Below are 20,098 nucleotides of genomic sequence, written 5' to 3'. Positions count from 1 at the left end.
TCCACTGTAACCGACGAACCCACGGAGACGGACTCCCTTCCGTCACCCACCGAGTCGTGTACCGTTTCGGAACTTCCCGAAGGTGAGTACCCTACTCTTCCGACTGAACTTTCGAGAGACCGGGTGAGTTCATTTGCACTAACTTTCGAGAAGCAATATGTCAAGGCAGAAATCGCGTCCCGTCCAGATACGAAATTCAATGGGTTTGATGGCTGGGAAAGTACGGTTCAGAAAGAAACGAGTGCGGGCTTCGTAGTTGCCGTCTGGCTGTCCGTTGATTACTCAATGAAACAGGGAAGTGAAGCAGAGACTGACCTCGGTAGTGAACGGCTCCGGTCGTGGTACTATATCACCCGAACCTACACATTACGTACTGAACGACAGCAAGCTGAGCAAATACCATCAACAGGGTGGGTGACAGTCGCTTGTGAATAGATGGAGACGAATGATCAGCCATTGGCCTGTACCGAGCGAGTTGAAGGAACGAGTATTCGAATCGCTGTACGACGCCCTCCGATGGAGTTTACAAGCGGTAGAGGAGAATGCCCCGGGGCTTGACCCCGAGGCGATTCACAGTTGTCGGCTGAGGACGACGAGGCCGCCGGCAACCAATCCGACGCTCCCCACTCCCAGTAGCCCGAGCAGCAGCGGTGACATCGAGCCGTCCTCTCCCGACTCGTCGCCGACGAACGACTCCGTCCGGACCGTTCGGGCCTCGCCGTCGACGTCGACGGTGGTGTTCTCTCCGTTCACGCCGAGCGTGTAGCGGCCGGGGTGGTCGATGCGCTGTTCGAACGTGACCGTCGCGGACTCGCCCGGCGGGACGGTCACGGTCTTTCGCTCGACGACGTCCCCGAACGCGGAGAACGAGGCACTCGCGGTGCCGGAGACGGTCCCGGTGTTGGTGAACGTCGCCCGCACCTGCACCGACTCACCGGTCCCGACCGTCTCGTTGACGACGGTGACCGTCGGCGCTCCGATGGTCGCCTCGGACGGTGCCACGTCGAGCGTCGTCTGCTGGCCGGCGACGGAGAGTCGCTGAGTCCCCGCAGACGCGGGCACGACAGTCAGGGTGACTCGCTCCGTCTCGCCGGCCCGAATCGTCACGCGCTCCGAGGCGGCGACGCGGCCGCCGACCACCGCGGTCACCGTCTCAGTCCCGTCGCGGTGGCCGGCGTTCGTCAGCGTCACCGTGACGTCGAGCGGTTGGTTCGCGACCGGCGACCCGCCGACCGAGAGGCCGGTCCCGCTCACTCTCGCGGTCGGGAGGCCCACGACCAACGGCTCTCGCGGTCCGGCCGTCGCGTTCAGCACCACGGCCGGACCGCGAGAGCCGTTCTGGACTACCGTCGTCTCGGCAGACTCCCAGCCCGACCCGTTCCACGTCGCGACCACGAGCGAGTCCACGGTCCCGCCCGAACTCCGGACCGCCTCCCGGTCGAAGGCTAGCTGGTACGTGACCGAGTCGGGCGCTGGTCCGGACGCGACGCTCGGAGAGAGCGCCAACAGCGTCTCGTCGCTCCCCGTCGGCGGTCCGTCGCTCCCGTTCCACTCGTCGGTCACGGTCACTGCGCTCCCCGACTCGACGTCCGAGAGCGCGATGCGCTGGACCGTCGCGCGTCCGTCGCCGAGCGTCCCGTCCACCGCGACGCCCACGAGGTCCGACTCGACGTTGCTCTCGACGGTGACGGAGTTCCCGTCGCTCGTCACCGTCGCGCGGGGTTCCTCTTCCGTCGGTTCGGGTTCAGGCTCCGGCGCTGGAGCCACGCTCCCGCCCCCGCTCTCGCTTCCGTCGTCCCCACCGCTGCTGCCGCTCCCACCGCCCCCAGACGACTGCTCGACGGTCACGGTGACGCTGGCCGTCGCGGTCTGCCCGTAGCGGCCGGTCACCTCGAAGGTGGCGGTGTAGGTCCCCGCTTCCTCGTAGGTGTGGGTCGCCGACGCCCCCACGTCGGTCGTGTTCGTACCGTCCCCGAAGTCGAGGCGCTCGCCGGTGACTCGGTCGGTCGGTGCGGCGTCGGCGGTGAACGTCACGCTCTCCCCGGGTCGAATCTGCTGTCGGTCCGCGGTGAGCGTCGCCGACAGGTCCCTCTCGACGGTGACCGACACCGTCGCAGTCGCGGTGTCGGTTCGGTTCTCGGCGTCCACGACGGTCACGGCGACGGTCCGGTCACCCACGCTGTCGAACGTCGTGGTCAGCGACGACTGGTTGGTCACGTTCTCGGCGGTGCCGTCACCGTTCAGGTCCCACTCGTAGGACGCGTTCCCGCGCGGCACCGTCGAGTTCGAGGCGTCGAGCGTGACCTGTGTCCCCGCGCGAGCGGACGGTGGCGCGTCGAGTCGCGCGACCGGGTCGTTGCTCTGGTTCGCGCCCACGGAGATAGCCGTGCTCGCCGTGTCGGTCCGGTTCTCGGCGTCCACGATGGTCACGCTCACGGTTCGGTCGCCCACGCTATCGTATGCCGTCTCGACGGTCGGTTGCGTCGTCTCGGTCTCGGCGGTGCCGTCCCCGTTCAGGTCCCACTCGTAGGACGCGTTCCCGCGCGGCACCGTCGAGTTCGAGGCGTCGAAGGTGACCAGTTCGTCCTCCGCGGCGGTCGCGGGTCCCTCGATGACCGCCGTCGGGTCGCGACTCTCGTTGGGCGACACGGAGATGGTCGCGTTGGCGGTGTCGCTGGTCCCCCCGCTGTCGGTCACGGTGAGCGCGACGTCGTACGTGCCCGACTCGGCGTACGTGTGCGTGGTCGTCGGTCCCGCCGCGGACTCGCCGTCGCCGAACGTCCACTGGTAGGTCCCCGAATCGCCCACCGTCGAGTTCGTGCCGTCGAACTGCACCGCCTCGCCGACGGTGGCGTTCGTCGGCCCCTCGACGACGGCCTCGACGGACTGGTTGTCGGTCACTGTCACGGTGGCCGTGGCTTCACCACGGCGTCGGGCCATATCGTCGACGTAGACGGTGACGGATTTCTCGCCCGCCGTGTCGTACGTCCGGTTCAGCGTCGGCCCGTCCGTCTCCACGTCCACGGAGCCGTCACCGTTCGTGTCCCAGAAGTAGCCGTAGATGTCACCGTCGTCCGTCGAGTTAGAGGCGTCGAAGGTGACCGTCTCACCGACGCTGGCGTTCTCCGGCGACGCGGAGAGCGCCGCGTTCGGAGCGCTCCCGGCACAGCCACCCTGTTGGATGGTCACCGTGTCGGCCTTCGAGAGCGGAGCCAGTCGCTCCTCGGGGCCTCTGGCTCTCCAGTCGACGGGGTCGTACGGCCAGCCCCGCTCCTGTGCGGCGTAGCTCTCGGCGCCGAACGCCGGGTCGATGACGACGCCGCTGTCGTTGGCGTGACCCATGCCGCGGAGCGCTCCGCCGTCGTTTCTGCTGGCTTGCCACATCCAGTCTATCTCGCTACTCGTCGCCTGATGGTCGAAGTTGTCGTCTCGCCCCTCGTAGGTGTCGTCCTCGACGGCCCACCCCGCTTCCTCGGGAATGTTCGTAATCGTCATGCTGACCGACCCGTTGCCGACGCCGTCGTTGCGCTTGTCGTGCAGGAACAGCAGGCTATCGCCCTCGGACCCGCGGTAGATGTAGAACTGGCTTACCTGCGACACCTGCCGGTCGTCGGTGCCGTGCGAGCTGTAGTCGGTCCCGATGCCGCCGTGATAGTCGTAGTACGTCGAGACGTTCTCGGAGGCGTCGCCGACGATTGTCAGCGGGACGCACATCTCCCCCTGCACCGCGCTGTACGCCTGCGGTCGGTTCTCCACGTTCTGTACGTTCCCCGCGGCCGTCCCTACCGGCCCTAAGGGGACGATACTGGCACTGACGATGAGCAGTACCCACGCGATACTCCCGATTGCGAGTGTCTCCCGTTCCATGGTGGTCTGACGGGCTGGTGCCCGACTGAGTATGGCCGGGTTTCAGAAGAGTACGGCTTTGTTATGGAGCGCCGTCTCCGGGTAACTGGGTCTTACGGTCAGTCCGTGTTCAGGTGAATCTGCTCGCTGTCTGCCGGTCTCGCGGCCGCCGTCCGTATCTCCTCCATGATTCGGAGGGTCCACGTCCCCTCCTCGACCGGAACCGGCATCGGGTCGCAGTCGAGGATGGCTCTGGCCTCAACGTCGAACTGGTAGTAGTGCGAGTCGAGGTCCCGTTCCGCCTCCCAGTCGTCGACGAGGGCGCGGCGGGCGACGGCGACGACGTTCTCTACCGTGCCGCGGGCACGGGCCAGGGCGTGGTCAACGTTCATGAGCGCCCGCGCCTTCGGGGAGGCCTCGTAGTCCCGGTCGAGCATCGTGACGGTCTGTGAGATGATGTCCACGTCGAGGCTCCCGCGTTCGCCGTGGACGCGGATCGCCTTGTGCGGGACGTCGCTCGCAAGTAGCGTCCCGCTACAGAGGACGCCGCTCTCGCTCGTGTACTGGAACTGCACGCTGTCGTAATCGAACCCCTGTTCGTACTCGCGGGTGAGCGCAGTCTGGGCCTGAATCCCCTCCTCGCTGGCGGGGTACCCGCCGAGTTTCAGGACCATGTAGATGGGGTGTGGAAGCCCCTCCTCGAACTCACCGCCCGGGAGGTCGAACGCCCACGCGCCGCGGCGCACGTCGTCCGGATAGGTCTCGCCGGTGTACAGGATGTCGACGGAGCGCAGGTCGCCGATAGCGCCGGCGTCGATGAGTCGCGCGGCCTTCCGGATTGCCGGGGCGTAGTTGTGGTTGTGGACGACCGACACCGTCGCGTCGTGTTCCGCGACGAGCGCTTCGAGTTCTTCCGCCTCCACCGCGGACGTCGTGACGGGTTTCTCTATCTGCACGGCGATGCCGTCCTCGATGGCCATCCGCGCGAGGTCGAGGTGGGTCTGGACCGGCGTACAGAGGTGAATCCAGTCGAGGTCCTCGCGGGCCAGCAATCCTTCGAAGTCGGCGTAGGCACCGATGTCGTACTCGGTGGCCTTCGCCCGGGCGCGCGACTCGTCGAGGTCGCAGATAGCCACGAGGTCCGTCAGGGGGCACTTCTGGAGGCCGGAGAGGTGGACGTCGGACACCGTACCGCCGCCGACGACTGCACTGTTCAGTCTCATCGTCACATCACCTCACCCCCGTAGGTATTGTTATAGGCGCTGTGTGCCCCGGTACGTGGCTCCTACGACCTGCCCATCGGACTGCTGTCGGGCGTCGATGGCGGTACTCGCCTGTCGGGATGGTGCATCCACCGGCCGGACTGACAAGCCGACCATAACAATGCGATACAGCGGAGCAGTTTCCGGCGAGAATGGCCTCAGAACGAGCATCCCGCGGCCGGGCGTGGTGACGATGTACCGCGATGCAACCGTCGCCGTCGTCGTCCCGGCGTACAACGAGGAAGGACTGGTCGGCGAGACGATAGAGACCATTCCCGCCTACGTCGACCGCATCTACGCCGTCGAGGACGGGTCCACCGACGGCACGTGGGAGGAGATACAGCGGACCGCACGGCGCGTCAACGCCGAGACGAGCGCTACTAACGGGTTCTGCCGTCGGGTCGTCCCGATTCGACACGAGGAGAACCGGGGCGTCGGCGGGGCGATAAAGACCGGCTATCTCGCCGCTCGGGACGACGACATCGACGTCACCGCCGTCATGGGCGGTGACGCGCAGATGCAACCGGAACTGCTCGAAGGCGTCGTCCGGCCCGTCGTCGACGGGGAGGCCGACTACGTGAAGGGGAACCGCCTCATGAGCGATGCCCACAGGCGCGGGATGCCGACGTTCCGCTACGTCGGGAACCGCATCCTGACGTGGCTGACCCGCATCGCCAGCGGCTACTGGACCATCGGCGACCCCCAGAACGGCTACACGGCCATCTCCCTGCACGCGCTGAAGACGGCCGGTATCGAGGACATGTACGAGTACTACGGCTACTGCAACGACATCCTCGTCAGGCTGAACGTGGCCGGCCTCCGCGTCGTGGACGTTCCGCGCCCCGCCAACTACGGGGACGAGGAGAGCCACATCGACTACCGGTCGTACATCCCGAAGGTGTCGGGGATGTTGCTCCGCGACTTCCTCTGGCGTCTCCGGCGCAAACACCTCCGCGAGGGCCCGTTCACGATGCTCGCCCTGTTCGCCGCGGCGGCGGTGACCGCCCTCCTCGGCGCGGCCGACGCGGTCACTCGCGACGAGGGCCCCGCAGGGACTGCTCTCCGGCTCGTCGTCTCGCTCGTCCTGAGCGGCGTCTTCCTCGCGGGCGCGTTCGCCCTCGACCGGTCGCACGAGGCGTATCTCGACGACCGTATCGACCCGTCGGCCGAGGGCGACCGGGCCGCCGAATCCGAGGCGTCCGACTCGACGGTCCCCCCCGCCGTCGGCCAGGACTGACAGAGGACAGTTTACACCGATACGACCACTATAACAATTCCCCGTCCTCCACCAGAGTCGGTATGTCCAGCGATTGGTCCCGCCGTCGCCTCCTGACACGCTTGGGAGGTGCCGGTCTGCTCGGCGCACTCGCCGGGTGTCCCCGCGAAGACGGTGACCCCGGTACACAGACCCCGACAGCGGCGACGCCGTCCACGCCCGTCAGCGACACCGCCGTCGACAGGCGGACGCCGACGCCGACCGAGGCGCGAACGGAGACGCCGACCGCGGCCCCCGAGTCGTACGACCGTGTCGTCGACGTCGTAGAGGCCGGTGCGGACCCCACGGGGTCGTCCTCCATCCTCCCCACGCTCCAGTCTATCGAGACGGACCACACGTTGGTCGTGTTCCCCCCCGGCCGGTACCTGATGGACGAGCACTGGTACGTCCGCGAGTTCGACCGCCTCGGGATTCGCGGTCCGGAGGCCACTATCACGACCGTCCCGCGGTTCGCCGGACCGCTGTTCGGGTTGGGGGGGACTGCGGACGCGAGCGACGTCGCCGTCGAGGGGTTGACCTTCGACTTCCGCCAGCCAAACACGGGGCCACGCCCGCTCCACGTAGTCGCCACAGACAGACTCCACGTCGCCGACGTGACGGTCCGCGGCGAGTTCGACGCGAATCAGGACGGGATGCGGTTCGGCGTGACCGACCCCGAGGGAACTGGAGTGGTGCGCGGCCTCAGGATGCCCGACGGCGGTGCCCCGCAGTACCGGAACACGGGGTGTTACGTCGGCGAGGACCACCGCGGACACATCCGCTTCGAAGACTGTTTCATCGACGGGTTCCCGGACAACGGACTGTACGCCTCGCCCGCCGTCGGCCGGGTGGACGTCGTCGGCGGCCGCTACCAGAACAGCGGCATCTCGAACGTCAGGGTGAGCGGCCCCGCGACGGTGCGCGGCGTGACCGTCCGCCTCGCCGAGGCCCGACCCGGCGTCCCGAACATGCGAGGCATCCGACTCCGGGAGGGCCGGGGCGTCCTCGTGGAGGACTCTCGCGTCGTCGTGGACCGCGTGACGGCGAGCGACGGGGCCATCACGTGCGCGAACTGGCTGGAATCGGCCACGATTCGGAACACGCACGTCACCGTCCGTGCCGACGGCGTCCGGGCCCTGTGGGCGAAGTCACCCCAGAACGGCGTGGCCGCGGACAGAGAGTTCCCGCTCCAGGTTCAGAACCTGACGGTCGACGGGTCGGCGGCCCGTGGCACCGCCGTCAAGATAAGCAACCGCGACGGAACGCTCGTCGACGGCCTCTGTATCTGCCAGCCCGGACGCGACAGGGACGGTCTCCACGTCGTCGACTCGATCGGATGTGCGCTCCGTCGCGCGAACATCACCGTGACGGGCACGCCGCTGGTGACGCGCGGGTCGCCGCTGGACCGCTCGGAGGTCCGTCTCCAGTCCGTCGACCGGTCGGGTCGCGTGGACGACTCGACGTGCGGGTGTTCCGCCGCCGGTCACTCCTCGTCGGTGAGGTAACCGAGTTGCGCGAGTCGTTCGGCGACGTCGTGGTCCTGCCGGACCCGTCGCTCCGTCGCCTCGTAGTTCGGATACGACTCGACGGGTGCCGGCTCTACGATGGACAGGGGTGTGCCGTCCATCGAGTCGGACAGAGGGACTCCGAGCGTACTCAGGACGGTCGGTGCCACGTCGAACAGGTGTGCGTCGTCGAGCGGTTCGGTCGGGTCGACGTCCGGGCCGACGGCGGCGATAACCCCGTCCCGCTTGTGGTTCCACGGTTCCCGAGGCGTCCCGAACCACTCGCCCAGTAACGACCCGTTGAGGAAGTGCTCGAACTCGCGGGGGACGACCATCACGTCCGGGGCGTCCTCCACGTAGGGCCCCTCGAAGACGCGCTCTCTCGGTTCGACGCGCTCGAAGACGGGGTTCCCGTCGGGGTCGTCGAGGTCCGTGAGGCGGTCCATTACCTCGTCTCGCGTCCGCTCGTACGCCTCGGGCGCGACCACGCCGTCCGGTTCGCGCCCGGCGAGGTTCAGCCTGACGCCCAGTTCGATTCGGTCGCGCATGTACGCCACGGAGTTCGGGAAGTCGACCTGCTCCGTGCCGGCCCGGACGGCGTCCGTCGGGACGACGCGGGCGACGACGTCGGCCAGTCCGAGCGGTTCGAGGACGGCCTCAACGCGCTGACTCGTCACGCCCGCGCGAGCGAGGAGGGCCACCCCGCGTTCGAGCAGACCGGGGTCCGGCGTCCCGCCCGACTCGCCCCGTTGTAGCCGTCGCCGGGCGATGGCGTCCCACGACGGCATCCCCTCGCCACCGGCGGTCGTTTCCAGCAGTCCCCAGTCGCGTAAGCACTCGTTAACGCGGATTTCGCGCCCAGCGTACGGACCGATGCCGTGGTCGCTGACCACCACGACGTTGTCCGGGTCCGCCGCGTCGAGGGCCGTCGTCACGGCGTCGTCGACGGCCCCGAACACGCACTCGACGGCCTCTCTGTCCTCCGGTCGGCGGTGGAACACGGTGTCGGTCTGCTGGAACTCCAGAAAGCCGAAGTCGGGGTCGAAGCGGTCGACGAGGTACGCGAACGCGTCGCCTCTGCTCTTCGCGTGGGCGGCGACGTCGGCCAGTTCGGCCTCGCCCGGGGTGTCCATCGGCCCGTAGACGGTGTAGTGGCCGATGGCCTCGCGCACGTCGTCGAGGACACCTTCGGGGTGCCCCGGTGGGTCCTCCGGCGAGACGTAGCCCGGGACGACTGCGCCGTCGATGGCGCTGGCCGGGGCGGTCACCGGAACGTTCACGACGACGCTGCTGTAGCCGTGGTGGTCGAGCAGTTCCCAGAGCGCGTGTGCGCGAACGTCGGTGGCGTCGACCACGTCGTAGTCGTACCCGTCGAACCGCAGGAAACCGTAGACCCCGTGCTTGCCGGGGTTGACACCGGTGTACAGCGACGGCCACGCGCTGGGCGTCCACGGGGGGAGTTGCGACGTCAGCGGCCCGGTGACGCTTCGGTCGAACAGCGACGCGAGCGTCGGCGCGACGCCCGCCTCGAACAGCGGGTCGAGTACGGACCGACAGGTCCCATCCAGCCCCAACAGGAGTGTCCGCATCGTCCGCGACTCCCGCCGCGGCGGGCTTTGTTATCTGAGTCTTACCGCCAGTACGACCGTGGTATGGTATTCCTAGACATATCTTACCGAACGGTAGATTCAGATTATCGAACCTTTCCTTCGCGTGCGTCTCGATGAACTGAATTAAGATGTGGATACCGGAAACCAACCGCCGGTGGTAAGCACTCCGTACGTAGTTGGTGGGTATCTGCGTCCAAGTAGGAGTACCTTACGCAGTAGGTGGTCAGAACGCCTTTTCAGGTAGGTCTTGCCTGCCGAGATATGGCAGGAAGCCATGACGACGACTCCGCGGAGAAAGGACATCGTACCAACCGCCGGACGTTCATGAAGACGGTCGGCGTCGCCGCGACGGCCGCAGTCGGGAGCACGGCCGTCGGAAGCACGCTCGCGGCCGAAACCACCGTCGACCTCGGCGCACAGGGCCTCCAGAATGGGGACCTTATCGACCCGTATCTGGACGAGTACTTCGTCGACGGGAACGAAGTGCTGATTCCCGCTGGCGAGTACGAATACACCGGCGAGGGTCTCGGCGGCGACCTCTCCGACGCCGCCCTCGTCGGGTCTGCGGAGGGCGTCGTCTTCAACCGACCGGACCCGGAGACGACCGTTCGCCCGACCATCCGGGCGACGAGCGGAACGGTCCGGGTCGAGAACATCACCATCCGCGGCAAGCGCGGCGAGGAGCAGTCTCGCTGGCGCGTCGGCGCGGCGGAGGGCGCGACGATGGAGGTAGTCAACGTCAACGTCCCCGACGGCACCGTCGAGAACTCCGATTCGACTGGCATCTACGCCGGGTCCGACCACGCCGGCACCCTTCGGGTCAAGGCGTGTTACTTCGAGGGACTGGGCAACGTCGCACTGTACGTCTCCGACCCCTACACGGGCGGCAACGGGAAGGTCGTCGTCGAGGACTGCGTGTTCCGGAACACGAACTCGGCGGGCGTTCGCTTCGCGCCCGGCGACAGCGTCGTCCGTGGCTGTTACTTCGAGGCGACCGAGGAAGCCCCCACGGAGACGGGTGGCGGACTCTCACAGCGGGGTATCAAGGTCGACGACGCCGGTGAGGGCGTCAGCATCGAAGACTGTGACTTCAACTGGACCGACCTCGGAAGCGCCTGCATCGACTTCCACGAACGCGGCGAGGGCGGGTCCGGCGTCGTCCAGAACTGCCGCATCACGAACGACGGCGACAGCGCGCCGATAGACACCGAGTGGGACGTCTCCGGGAACTGGAGCGGCGACAACATCAACCTCACCGGGAGCGGCAACAAGGAACTCCCCAGCGGGTTCGAGGCCGTCACCGGTAGCGAAGCGACGAGCGCGAACACCGAGTACGCCATCTGGACGCCCGTCGGCGGCGAGTCCAGCAGTACCAGCGACGGTGGGTCCACGGAGACCCAGACCGCCACCGAGACAGAGACGGAAACTGCGACAGCGACGGAGACGGAGACGGAGACGGAGACGGAGACCGCCACCGAAACAGAGACGGAAACTGCGACAGCGACGGAGACGGAGACGGAGACGGAGACCGCCACCGAAACAGAGACGGAAACTGCGACAGCGACGGAGACGGAGACGGAGACCGCAACTGAAACGGAAACCGCCACGGCCACCGAGACCGCGACCGCCACCGAAACTGAAACCGCCACGGCCACCGAGACGGCCACGCCGGAGAACTCCACGACGTCCTCCGGGAACGCGACCCAGGAGAGCACGGCGACGGCCACCCCCGAGAGTCCGGAACCGGCCGACGAGAACAGCGAGGGGCCGAGCGACGAGGTCAACGTGTCCGCCACCGACTCCGTGTCGAAGTCGAACCGCCGGAAACAGCCGCTCCCCAACCGCATCGAGTTCGACGGGACCGGGGACGCCGAGGAGACGTCGACCTACGTCTTCTCCGTCACCGGCGACGTCGTGGTCGACGAGAAGCGGACGAAGACCGTCACCAGCGAGGTTTCCCCCGAGGTCGAGGCGGACCGCATCGGGTGCCGGTTCGTCAGAGGGGAGGTCGGCAACGGCGTCGACGCGTTCTACTACAGCGGCCGTCTCCGCGACGTCGACATCGACGGCGAAGCAGACCTCAACGTCTACCGTGGCTGAGAATGCTGTCGAACGACGACTGGGACGACGTTCCCGACGACCCGGACCCGCACGAGAACCTGAACTACGAACTGGAGGACCTCACCGTCATCCAGTCCGAGACCGACGACAAGTACGTGTTCCTCCCGGCTGAGGAGTCTCACCTGCTGGAGGACGCGTTCATCGTCGCCGGTGCCGACGCTCTCGTCGAGTTGCGCGAGTGACGGCCTAAGGCAGGGCATAACTATTCGACGTCTCGTGGTGTCCTCACTCACACCACGACTACGGTGTGGGTGACGATGACGTACGACGACTACATTCGCGGCGACGAGGCGATACTCGGCGTCGCACCGACCGGCTACCGGTACTCGACCGACGTGAACGAATCGCTTCCAGTGACCCCAGAAGAGGTCGCAGAGCAGGTGTACGAGTCGGCGTCGTTCGGAGCGACGCTGGCCCACCTCCACGGCCGCGGCCCCGACGGGGACCCGTCGCCGTCTCGGCTCTCGTCGTTCGGGTCGGCGGTTCGGGACCTCTGTGACGACGAGGTCCTCCTCGAGTACGCCGTCGGACCGGACTGTCCGCCCGGCGACTTCCTCGCCATCCTCGACGAAGGTCCCGCCCCCGACCTCGCGTCGGTCCGAGTCGGGCCCGCACAGTACGGGTATCGTGACGCCACCGGGACTAGCCGACGGGACGTGGACAGACTGGTCGAACAACTGGTCGACCGTTCGATACGGCCCAACCTGTTGGTGACCAACGGTCGGGACCTACACGAAGTCCACCGCCTCCAGAGGCAGTCGGTCCTCTCGGACCCGCCGGTCCTGACGCTCCTGTTCGGTGCCGCGGACGGGACGGTGGCCACCCCGCTGAACGTCCTCTCCCTGCTCGATTCCGTCCCGGACCGGGCGGTCTGTTTCGCCCGGGCGACGGGACCCAATCAGTACCCGCTGACCGCTGTGGCCTTCTTCCTCGGTGCCCACCCCGTGGTCGGCATGGAGGACAACCTCTTCGTCGCTCCGGAGCAACCGGTCGAGCGAAACGCCCAACTCGTCAGACAGGCGGCGGAGCGAGCGCGGTACTCGCTCCGTGACCTCGCCACACCGGAGGAGACCCGGGACCTCCTCGGGCTGCCGGCCCTCCCCACCGAGGGCAACGACATCCAGACCTGAAAACCGCCGCCTACCGTCCGAAGGCGGGCCATACCTTTGCGCCGGCACGTCCGCGTGACGGGTACGATGGACGCTGTGATACTGGCGGCGGGTCGGGGCACGCGCCTCCGCCCGCTCACGGACGACAAGCCGAAGGGGATGGTCGAGGTGGCCGGCAAGCCCATCCTCGCACACTGCTTCGAGCGACTCATCGAGTTGGGGGCCGAGGAACTGCACGTGGTCGTCGGCTACAAGAAGCAGGTCATCATCGACCACTACGAAGACGAGTTCGAGGGCGTCCCCATCACCTATACTCACCAGCGCGAGCAGAACGGACTCGCTCACGCCCTCCTCACCGTCGAAGAACACGTCGACGACGACTTCATGTTGATGCTGGGGGACAACATCTTCGAGGCGAACCTCAGCGACGTCGTCAACCGCCAGCAGGAAGAGCGCGCCGACGCCGCTTTCCTCGTCGAGGAGGTGCCGTGGGAGGAGGCTAGCCGATACGGCGTCTGTGACACCAACAAGTACGGCGAGATTACCGAAGTCGTGGAGAAACCAGCGGACCCCCCGTCGAACCTCGTGATGACTGGGTTCTACACGTTCACGCCGGCCATCTTCGACGCCTGTCGCCTCGTCCAGCCATCGGACCGAGGCGAGTACGAGATTAGCGACGCCATCGACCTCCTCCTGTACTCGGGCCGGACCATCGACGCCATCCGCATGGACGGGTGGCGCGTCGACGTCGGCTATCCCGATGACCGTGAGGCCGCCGAGGAGCGATTGCAGGGCGACTCGGTCAGCGTCGAGGGGGACGCGGAGAGCGCGTCGGACGACGCCGCGGGGGCCGTCTCCTCCGGGAGCGAGTGAGCGGGCGCGAACGAGACGGCTACGTTCGTACCGTCACGACGTGTTCCGACCGGCGGTCGGCACCGACTCGGCCTGCAACGTTCGCCGTGCGACGTCCCGCATCGTCTCGACGGTCAGGTCGGTCCGCTCGCGCGTGCGGTCGACGTACTCCAGTATCGCACGGAGACGAGCCACGTCGCTCGCGTCGGTGACGTTGTTGGGGTGGAGCCAGAGGTGACAGACGCCGTCGCGAGCGGCGGCCGCGTCCACGCCGAGGCGGGCCTGTTTGACGACGGGGTCCCCGAGGGTCGCGGAGAGCGCTCGGCGGGCGACCCCCTCGAACTCGAACAGGTACATCGACGCAGGAACGTTGACGAGGCCATACTCGTCGACGGTGGGCGTGACCAGCGGCGGGGCCTGTTCCACCACTGTCGCACGCGCGAGCTTCCGCGCCGCGCCGACGAGGGGTCCGTCGACGGCCGGCGTCGGTGCGTGGCCGCGGTAACACGTGAACCCGGCGTTGGCGAGCGCCTCCCGGTGACCGACGCGGTTGCGCGGGAAGACGAACGACTCCATCGAGACGCCCGCCGCCTCGGCGGCCTCGACGGACCGCCGGCACTCGGCCTCGGCGAGTTCGGGCGTCGCGTACTCCGCGCCGAAGAGGACGTGGGAGTAGGTGTGACAGCCCACGTCGTGGGCGACGGGGCCGTCGAGGAGCGGTCGTATCAGGTCGGGCGCGAAGCGGAACTCCTCCGGCATCGGGTCCGGGTCTCGCTCGTGGGCGAACCACCCGGGCGGCGAGGGGTGCCCGACGTGAGCGCCGTTGCACTCGCTCTCGAACAGGTGGCCGACGACGGCCCACGTCGCGGGGACGTGGAACTCCTCGAAGAGGCCGTGGAGGCGTTCCCACCCCCAGCGAGCCCGTTCGATTCGCTCTGTCGGCCGCTCTTCGGGCGGGTAGTCGTGGAACCCCCAGCCGAGTTCGGCGTCCACGGAGATGACCACAGTTCCCATTTGTACCCGACTGGCGGCCACCCACCTTGGTTATGCGACGCTGACGGCGGAGACGGCCGGTCGTAGTAACACGTTACGGGGGCGTCGACGCCGCCGGCGCGGACCCGCCGAAACACAGGACGCCCATAACAAAGCCCGGAACTGGCGGAAATCTCCGACAGAGCCCAGATGACCGGGACCGACCGTACCGACGGAGGAGCGACGTATCGACCGTCCGAACGGGGGCCGAGCGATGAGTAAGTGCCAGTTGGGAAGCGGGTGCCGAATCGCGGAGTCGGCGCAGATTCTCCCGCCGGAGGGGGACCAGACGCCGGCCAGTATCGGCGACGACGGCGTCGTCCGGTCCGGGTCGGTGATATACCCGGACGTGGTCGTCGGCGACGGCCTGCAGACGGGACACAACGCCGTCATCCGAGAGGAGACGACGGTGGGTCACGACGTGGTCGTGGGGACGCAGACGGTCATCGACGGTCAGACCGACGTCGGCGACGAGGTGAGCATGCAGACCGGCGTGTACGTCCCCCCGCAGACGACCATCGGGGACCGGGTGTTCCTCGGGCCGCGAGCGACGCTGACGAACGACCCGTACCCGCTCCGGATGGGCGTCGACCTCGTCGGCCCGACGCTCGAAGACGACGTCTCCGTCGGGGCGAACGCGACGGTCCTCCCGGGGGTCACCGTCGGCGAACGGTCGTTCGTCGCGGCCGGGGCCGTCGTCACGGAGGACGTCCCGCCCCGGACACTCGCGGTCGGTACGCCGGCGAAACACCGGCCGTTGCCTGAACATCTGGACGCGACCAACGCCTACCGATGACGCGGGACTTCACAGACGACACCTACGCCGACTTGCTGGACACGGCTATCGATGCGGGGTACGACTTCCTGACCGTCCGGGAGTACGTCCGCCGGAAGGGCGGCGACCTGCCGGAGCGGTTCCTCGTCCTCCGCCACGACGTGGACCGCAAGCCGGAGAACTCCGTCCGCTTCGCCCGCATCGAGGCCGACCGGGACGTGCCGAGCACCTACTACGTCAGGACCATCGAGAAGGTGTTCGACCCGGAGATACTCCGGACGCTCGACGCCCTCGGCCACGAGGTCGGCTACCACTACGAGGACTTGGACCGGGCCGACGGCGACGTGGCGGCGGCCAGATCCTCTTTCGCGGAGCAACTGGCGCGCCTGCGCGAGTACGTCAGCGTCGACACCGTCTGCATGCACGGCAACCCGCTGACGCCCCACGACAACCGGGACATGTGGGACGACCCCGCCGACCTCGAACCCTACGACCTCGTGGGCGAGGCGTACCTCTCGATGGACTTCGCGGACGTGACGTACTTCTCGGACACCGGGCGGACGTGGCGCGACGGCGCCCTCAAGATAAAGGACCACACGATGGGCGAGGGCGAGAAGCGCGTGAGCGCCGACACGACGGCGGACCTGCAGGCCCTCCTGCGGAATCACCGTGTCGACCGGGCGTGCCTGCTGACCCACCCCAACCGATGGGCCGACTCGACGCCGGAGCTGGTCGCGGAGGCGGCGAAAGACGCCATCACGAACGTCGGCAAACGGGGGCTGACGCTGCTGCGATGAACGTCCACTTCGAAGTCGGTCACCCGGCCCACGTCCACCTGTTCAAGCACGCCATCTGGGACCTGCAGGGACGGGGGCACGAGACGTTCGTCACCGCACGCGAGAAGGAGGTGACGACGGACCTGTTGGACGCCTACGACATCGACTACGAAGTGCTCTCGACGCAGGCCGACTCGACGCCGAGACTCCTCCTCGAGTGGGCCCTGCGGGAACTCAAACTCGTCCGGGCCATCCGCTCGTTCGACTCGGACGTCGTCGTGAGTCACCTCAGCCCCGTCGCGGCGCAGGCGGCCCGTCTGACCGGCACCCCGAGCGTGACGTTCACCGACGACGAGGTGGAGACGCGGACGCTGCGGCGGTTCACCGTCCCGTTCACGTCGCGTATCTGCACCCCCGCCTGCTTCGAGATGGACCTCGGCCCGAAACACCGACGCTACGACGGCTACCACGAACTCGCGTACCTCCACCCGGACCGCTTCGAACCGGACCCGGCCCTGCTCAGAGAACACGACGTGACCGTGGACGAACCGTACTACGTCCTGCGGTTCGTCTCGTGGGCCGCCCACCACGACGTGGGCCAGTCCGGGTTCAGCCGCGAGGCCAAGGAAGCGCTGGTCGAGTACCTCGACGAGCGCGGGCGCGTGTACATCACGAGCGAGTCGGAACTCCCGCCAGAGTTCGAGACGTACCGACTCCCAATCCCGCCGGAGGCGATACACCACCTGCTGTACTACGCCGACGCCTACGTCGGGGAGTCCCAGACGATGGCCCTCGAAGCGGGTCTGCTGGGGACGCCGGCCGTCCGGTCGAACTCCTTCGTCGGCGACGACGACATCTCGATGTTCCGCGAACTGGACGAGCGCGGCCTCATCGCCAACGTCCGGGACGAGTGGGCCGCGATAGACCGGGTGAGAGACATCGTCGAGAGCCCCGAGTCGGCGGCCCAGTGGGACCACCGGCGGGAGCGACTGCTCGCCGAACGGGTCGACGTGACCGACGTCGTCGTCGAGGAGGCGCTGGCCGCGGGCCGATGAACACGCCAGCCGAACGGACGGAGTGGGTCCCGGAGGGTCACGAGTTCGCCCTCTGTCTCACCCACGACGTCGACCGGCCGTTCAAGACCTACCAGTCGCTGTTCTACGCGCTGACCCGGCGAGACCCGAGCCACCTCCTCGACCTCGCGCCGAGTCGGACGCCCTACTGGACGTTCGACGACCTGCTGGCGTTCGAGCGAGAACAGGGGGTCCGGTCGGCGTTCTACGTGCTCGACGAGCAGTCGCTGTTCACCGACCGTCCCCCCAGCGAGTGGCTGACGATGGAGGGGTGGCAACTGTACGCCGGCCGGTACGACATCGAGGACGACCGCATCCGTGACCTCCTCGAAACGCTCCGTTCGGGCGGGTGGGAAGTGGGCCTCCACGGCTCTTACGAGTCGGTCGACGACCGCGAGCGCCTCCGCGCGGAGAAGGCCCACCTCGAATCCGTCCTCGGGGAACCCGTCGTCGGCGGCCGACAGCACTACCTCCGCCTCGAACGTCCGGAGACGTGGGAGCACTACCGCGCCATCGGCCTGAAGTACGACACCACGCTTGGCAGTCCCACGGAGTACGGGTTCACCGACGGCTACCACCCGTTCCGGCCGTTCGACGACGAGTTCATCGTGTTCCCGCTGACGGCGATGGAGGCCGCACTACCGGACCCCAACGACTCGTTCGACCGGGCGTGGGCCGCCTGCGAGTCGCTGCTGGACGAGGCAGACGCGAACGACGCCGTGATGACGGTGCTGTGGCACCCCCGCTACTTCAGCCACGACCACCCGGGGTACGGCAGACTCTACCGCCGGGTAGTCACGGCCGCACTCGACAGGGGCGCGTGGGTCGGCCCACCAGGTGACCTGTACGCGGAGCGCGTAGGAACCAGATAACCAATACCGTCGACAGGTGACTCGGGACCGAGCAAGATGCGAGTCGAACGACTGACACTCCCAGAGTGGGGGGACGCGCTTCCGGCGTCGGGGTACGAGGTGTTTCACCTGCCGGCCGCGCTCTCGGCTATCGAGACGCACGCGGACGGCGACCTCATCCTCTTCGGCGGGTTCAAGGGACAGGAACCCGTCGGACTGCTCCCCATCGTCGAGACGCGTCGGACCGTCGGCCGGACCCTCATGTCTCCGCCGCCCGGCATGAACATCCCGCGACTGGGGCCCATCGTGATGCCCACCAGCCCGAAACAGCGCAAGCGAGAGCGCGTGAACAAACACTTCGTCGAGGCGGTACTGGACGACCTCGGGGCCACGAACGCCCTGTCGCTGGTCCGCTTGCTGACGCCGCGTCAGTACGGCGACCCGAGGCCGTTCCAGTGGGCCGACTTCGACCTCTCGACGCAGTTCACCTACGTCGTGAACCTCGACGACACGGACCCCGAGTCGGTCCTCGAATCGTTCAGCAAGAGCCTCCGTCGAGACATCCGGCGCGGACGGGAGAGCGACGTGGTCGTCACGGTTGAGGGTCTGGACGCGTTCAAGGAGATATTCGAGACGACGCGGGCGCGTTACGTCGACCAGAACCGGGGGTTCCCGCTGACGTGGGCCTACGTCCGGGACCTCGTCACGGGCCTCGGCGACCGGGCCAGAGCCTACGTCGCCCGGGACGGCGACGGCGAGTTCCTCTCGGGCGTGACGGTCCTCTACGGGCCGGACACCGCCTACTTCTGGCAGGGCGGCGCGCGAACCGACCACGACGGGGTCAGCGTCAACAGCCTCGTCCACTGGCGCGTCATCGAGGACGTACTCAGCGACCCGACCTTCGAGGACGTCACCGAGTACGACCTGATGGGTGCCAACACGCGGCGACTCTGTGACTACAAGGGGAAGTTCGCCGGCGAACTGGTTCCCTACTACGCCATCGAGACGGACAGCGCGGCCATGAACATCGCGAAGTCGGCGTTCACGGCGGTGACACGATGACCGAGATTCGGGTACTCAACCTCGTCACGAACGAGGACGCGCAGTTCTTCCGGGCACAGGTCGAGGAGTTAGAGCGACGGGGCGTGGATTTGACGACGCTCTCGGTGCCCGGTCGCAACCGGTCGGAGTCCATCGACGCCGACGAGGACGGCAAGCGGTCTATCTTCGACTACGCCAAGTTCTACCCGTCGGTCCTCGCCAACTCGCTCGACGATTACGACCTCATCCACGCGAACTACGGGCTGACGGCGCCGATGGCCGTCGCCCAACCGAAACTCCCAGTCGTCCTCTCGCTGTGGGGGTCCGACCTCATGGGCAAGTACGGGCCAGTCACACAGCGGTTCGCCCGCTACTGCGACGCGGTCATCGTCATGTCCGAGGGGATGGCCCAGATGTACGAGGGGGAGTGTCTCGTCATCCCCCACGGCGTCGACCTCTCCGTCTTCCGCCCCATCGAGCAGAGCGAGGCCCGCGGGGAGTTGGAGTGGCCGACGGACGAGCGAACCGTCCTGTTCCCGTACCCGCCCAAACGGGACGTGAAGAACTATCCGCGGGCCGAGCGCATCGTCGACCGGGCGCGAGAACAGGTCGACGGCCCGGTGTCGCTCCGGACCGCCACCGGCGTCCCGCACGACCGGATGCCGTACTACCTCAACGCCGCCGACGCGATGATTATGACCTCACGCCGGGAGGGGTCGCCGAACACGGTCAAGGAGGCGATGGCCTGCAACCTCCCGGTCGTCTCGACGGACGTCGGCGACGTTCGAACCCGTTTAGACCCGGTCGAACCCAGCACGGTCAGCGACGACGACGGCACGTTGGCCGACGCGCTCGCCGAGATACTCGCCCGCCGGGAGCGGTCGAACGGCCGCGAGTACGCCGACGCTATCGCGCTCGAACGGATGGGCGAGCGCATCGTCGCCGTCTACGAAGACGTGCTAGACAGCTAACCGTAAATCCGGACATACC

General features: G+C 67.4%; 16 protein-coding genes. 12 read left to right on the top strand and 4 right to left on the bottom strand.

Annotated elements, in window-relative coordinates; all coding sequences use genetic code 11:
- Positions 1-570 precede the first annotated feature (570 nt).
- On the bottom strand, positions 571-3,867 hold the full coding sequence (locus Hhyl6_RS00845) for a PKD domain-containing protein (protein WP_483737325.1): 3,297 nt from the start codon (positions 3,865-3,867) through the stop codon (positions 571-573).
- Between the two features lie 98 nt (positions 3,868-3,965).
- Positions 3,966-5,069 carry a Gfo/Idh/MocA family protein gene (locus tag Hhyl6_RS00840; protein WP_483737324.1) on the bottom strand — a complete coding sequence of 368 codons (1,104 nt, stop codon included), beginning with the start codon at positions 5,067-5,069 and terminating at the stop codon, positions 3,966-3,968.
- A 232-nt stretch (positions 5,070-5,301) separates the two neighbouring features.
- Here Hhyl6_RS00840 and Hhyl6_RS00835 point away from each other — a divergent pair, with 232 nt between their 5' ends.
- Complete coding sequence (locus Hhyl6_RS00835; RefSeq protein WP_483739654.1) at positions 5,302-6,345, top strand: glycosyltransferase family 2 protein; 1,044 nt, start codon at positions 5,302-5,304, stop codon at positions 6,343-6,345.
- A 62-nt stretch (positions 6,346-6,407) separates the two neighbouring features.
- Positions 6,408-7,868 carry a hypothetical protein gene (locus tag Hhyl6_RS00830; protein ID WP_483737323.1) on the top strand — a complete coding sequence of 487 codons (1,461 nt, stop codon included), beginning with the start codon at positions 6,408-6,410 and terminating at the stop codon, positions 7,866-7,868.
- On the opposite strand, the gene Hhyl6_RS00825 is transcribed toward Hhyl6_RS00830, so the two are convergent.
- A complete protein-coding gene (locus Hhyl6_RS00825; RefSeq protein ID WP_483737322.1) occupies positions 7,847-9,457 on the bottom strand; it encodes an alkaline phosphatase family protein in 1,611 nt (536 codons plus the stop codon). The genes Hhyl6_RS00830 and Hhyl6_RS00825 overlap by 22 nt on opposite strands.
- A gap of 282 nt (positions 9,458-9,739) precedes the next feature.
- Between Hhyl6_RS00825 and Hhyl6_RS00820 the strand changes: the two genes are divergently transcribed.
- The 4 genes from Hhyl6_RS00820 (at position 9,740) to aglF (ending at position 13,581) form a co-directional block, all read left to right on the top strand.
- On the top strand, positions 9,740-11,578 hold the full coding sequence (locus Hhyl6_RS00820; protein WP_483737321.1) for a right-handed parallel beta-helix repeat-containing protein: 1,839 nt from the start codon (positions 9,740-9,742) through the stop codon (positions 11,576-11,578).
- Positions 11,579-11,580: 2 nt separating this feature from the next.
- Entirely contained in the window at positions 11,581-11,781 is a 201-nt protein-coding gene (locus Hhyl6_RS00815; RefSeq protein ID WP_483737320.1) for a hypothetical protein, read from the top strand.
- A gap of 75 nt (positions 11,782-11,856) precedes the next feature.
- Positions 11,857-12,729, top strand: a complete 873-nt coding sequence (locus tag Hhyl6_RS00810) for a beta-keto acid cleavage family enzyme (RefSeq protein WP_483737319.1) — start codon at positions 11,857-11,859, stop codon at positions 12,727-12,729.
- 66 nt (positions 12,730-12,795) lie between these two features.
- Positions 12,796-13,581, top strand: a complete 786-nt coding sequence (gene aglF, locus Hhyl6_RS00805) for a UTP--glucose-1-phosphate uridylyltransferase AglF (RefSeq protein WP_483737318.1) — start codon at positions 12,796-12,798, stop codon at positions 13,579-13,581.
- 33 nt (positions 13,582-13,614) lie between these two features.
- Here the strand turns inward: aglF and Hhyl6_RS00800 are convergent, their stop codons facing one another.
- On the bottom strand, positions 13,615-14,574 hold the full coding sequence (locus tag Hhyl6_RS00800; protein ID WP_483737317.1) for a polysaccharide deacetylase family protein: 960 nt from the start codon (positions 14,572-14,574) through the stop codon (positions 13,615-13,617).
- A 232-nt stretch (positions 14,575-14,806) separates the two neighbouring features.
- On the opposite strand from Hhyl6_RS00800, the gene Hhyl6_RS00795 reads away from it, so the two are divergent.
- Genes Hhyl6_RS00795 through Hhyl6_RS00770 form a run of 6 tightly spaced genes read left to right on the top strand, consistent with a single transcriptional unit; the run spans position 14,807 to position 20,079 of the window.
- Entirely contained in the window at positions 14,807-15,388 is a 582-nt protein-coding gene (locus Hhyl6_RS00795; RefSeq protein ID WP_483737316.1) for an acyltransferase, read from the top strand.
- Positions 15,385-16,164, top strand: coding sequence for a polysaccharide deacetylase family protein (locus Hhyl6_RS00790; protein ID WP_483737315.1), 780 nt, complete (start codon positions 15,385-15,387; stop codon positions 16,162-16,164). The genes Hhyl6_RS00795 and Hhyl6_RS00790 overlap by 4 nt, the downstream gene beginning before the upstream one ends.
- Complete coding sequence (locus tag Hhyl6_RS00785; RefSeq protein ID WP_483737314.1) at positions 16,161-17,198, top strand: DUF354 domain-containing protein; 1,038 nt, start codon at positions 16,161-16,163, stop codon at positions 17,196-17,198. Before Hhyl6_RS00790 ends, Hhyl6_RS00785 begins: the two co-directional genes overlap by 4 nt.
- Positions 17,195-18,088 carry a polysaccharide deacetylase family protein gene (locus Hhyl6_RS00780; RefSeq protein WP_483737313.1) on the top strand — a complete coding sequence of 298 codons (894 nt, stop codon included), beginning with the start codon at positions 17,195-17,197 and terminating at the stop codon, positions 18,086-18,088. Before Hhyl6_RS00785 ends, Hhyl6_RS00780 begins: the two co-directional genes overlap by 4 nt.
- A gap of 36 nt (positions 18,089-18,124) precedes the next feature.
- Positions 18,125-19,129: a lipid II:glycine glycyltransferase FemX gene (locus Hhyl6_RS00775; RefSeq protein WP_483737312.1), complete on the top strand. Its 1,005-nt coding sequence runs from the start codon at positions 18,125-18,127 to the stop codon at positions 19,127-19,129.
- Between the two features lie 5 nt (positions 19,130-19,134).
- Positions 19,135-20,079, top strand: coding sequence for a glycosyltransferase family 4 protein (locus Hhyl6_RS00770; protein WP_483739653.1), 945 nt, complete (start codon positions 19,135-19,137; stop codon positions 20,077-20,079).
- Positions 20,080-20,098: the final 19 nt, after the last annotated feature.

The sequence above is a fragment of the Haloarcula sp. H-hyl6 genome (genome assembly GCF_056934455.1).
This window is presented reverse-complemented; position numbering and strand designations above follow the sequence as displayed.